Here is a 1,881-nt window from a genome sequence, read left to right as displayed (position 1 = left end):
TTATTGAGTGGTACAAAAAATGACAAGTCCAACTTTTATACATGAATTGCCAGAAGAATTGTTAATGCAGATGACTCCAGAGGATATTGAACAAAGCCTCAAAGCTGAACAACTCTATTATCAACATAAACCTAAAACGATTTATTATTTAGCTGTAAATGGCGCTAAGTCGAAAAATGGGGGATTGGTTAAAGCTACGTCTCAGTACAAAATAGATGGATTAGCAATTGCTCGTGTTGGTGATGAAGTCATTTATGCAGATGGAACAACATCTAAAATTATTTCAGGTGCTGGAGTTGCATGTATTGTTGAAGGTGCTTCAGTTGCTCTTATTGGTAGCCGTTTGGAAAATGGTGATGAAATTATTGATAGCCCTGATACGTCAGTTCGCTTTCAAATATTTAAGGACGAACCAACACCTAAAGGTTTTCTTGATCATTAATAATAACAAAGAGTTTAAATAATATGGCTACGCCTTATATTACGATTGGCTGTCCCACCACAGGCGGTGGAGTAGTTCTTACAGGTCAAGATAGCTTTAAAATTGAAGGTATTCCTGCTGCTTGCATTGGGGATAAGGCAACATGTCCATTGCATAAAACAGTTTCGACGATTATATCTGGTGATCAGTACATGAAAGTACAGGGAAAACCGATGGCGCGTGCTGGTGATGGTCTTTCATGTGGTTGTAAATTATTACCTAAACAGAGTCTGGTGGTGGGGGATAATGGTGGAGGTGCCAGAGCCAACGCATTAACTTCCCAAATGTTAAATAATCAACAAAATACAAATAATAATTTGGTGGAAGATAAGGGTTTATTAAATGGTTATTACTACAATGTGGATACAGGTATCTTTGAAGGAAAAATTACTAACGGTACAGGGCAAATAGAAGATTTGTATGCTTGTAATGGAAAAGATGGTAATGATTATAAGAATAAGAAAAAATTAGACATGACCCATTCAGATTTTCAAAAAAATGCTTTTATTCTCGCTGAAGAAGCTGGCGATCCTGGACAAGAGTGTGTTTGTTTAGGATTCACAGCATCTAATAGAGCAAAAGAATTAAGTTGGAAATTATTTAAGCTCTTGCTTACTCCCTATTCTTCTGTTCCAAAAAGTCAAAAAGGGACTTTATTATCACCATCTAAAACAGATACGAAATCAAATAACATTAGAAAAGGCTTACTACAATTTTTAGCTGGCTACGACGACCCAACTCAAGGAGCAACATTTTGGGATGGAACGGATTTTTTAGCTTGGGGCTTAAAAAGTCCATTTCAAAATAGCGCACCACACGCAAAATTTAGAGAATATAAGAAAATCACGATTGATAAGAATATTTATGAAAAGTACAAAGCTGCTACATTAAAAGTATATCCTAAAGGTAAAGTTGTATATACAAAGTATAATTATGCATCATCAGTTCCCTCTCAGGACTTTCTAGATCCGAAAAATTGGACTACAGGAAACTTTATATATATTACTAATGCACATAGAGCTAGTAAAAGTATTATAGCAACCGTCTGTGAAGGCCATACTCTCTTTTGGAAAACTTACTAATGCGATTCTTTCTATATTTACTATTAATTAGCACTACTTGCGTCACTTATGCTGAAAATAAAATAACAGCTATTTACGATGCTAAATGTGATGAAAAAAATGAACTTTTCTTTAAGAAAAACAACGTACTTATATCAAATAGATACAAGATAATTTCTACATTAAAATTGGATAAATCGCAGAATGTCTACATTCTAGATAGGAGTTTCTCGCCAAAGAAAATTAAAGAATGCCCATATTCAGACCCAACCAAACATAACTATATTTTTGTTGTAATGGATAATAAAAAGCAACCTATTGTTAATAGAAAACTTTTAT

The 1,881-nt window shown here is 34.2% G+C and carries 3 protein-coding genes; all 3 read left to right on the top strand.

What is annotated here, in order from left to right; genetic code table 11:
• Positions 1–19: 19 nt before the first annotated feature.
• On the top strand, positions 20–442 hold the full coding sequence (locus tag KPC_RS19465) for a PAAR domain-containing protein (RefSeq protein WP_121975954.1): 423 nt from the start codon (positions 20–22) through the stop codon (positions 440–442).
• 23 nt (positions 443–465) lie between these two features.
• Positions 466–1,563 (top strand): PAAR domain-containing protein, encoded by a 1,098-nt coding sequence (locus KPC_RS19460; protein WP_121975953.1) that lies wholly within the window; start codon positions 466–468, stop codon positions 1,561–1,563.
• On the top strand, positions 1,563–1,881 hold a 319-nt coding region (locus tag KPC_RS20660), incomplete at its 3' end, for a hypothetical protein (protein WP_213065919.1). The genes KPC_RS19460 and KPC_RS20660, both read left to right, overlap by 1 nt.

The sequence above is a fragment of the Acinetobacter stercoris genome (assembly GCF_900323515.1).
Classification (GTDB): domain Bacteria; phylum Pseudomonadota; class Gammaproteobacteria; order Pseudomonadales; family Moraxellaceae; genus Acinetobacter; species Acinetobacter stercoris.
Note: the sequence above shows the minus strand (reverse complement) of the source record. Positions and strands in the feature narration are given on the sequence as shown.

Bases quoted from the DNA above. Each gene is read 5' to 3' on its own strand.
- KPC_RS19460 (WP_121975953.1), top strand. From the start codon at position 466: ATGGCTACGCCTTATATTACGATTGGCTGTCCCACCACAGGCGGTGGA.
- KPC_RS19465 (WP_121975954.1), top strand. From the start codon at position 20: ATGACAAGTCCAACTTTTATACATGAATTGCCAGAAGAATTGTTAATG.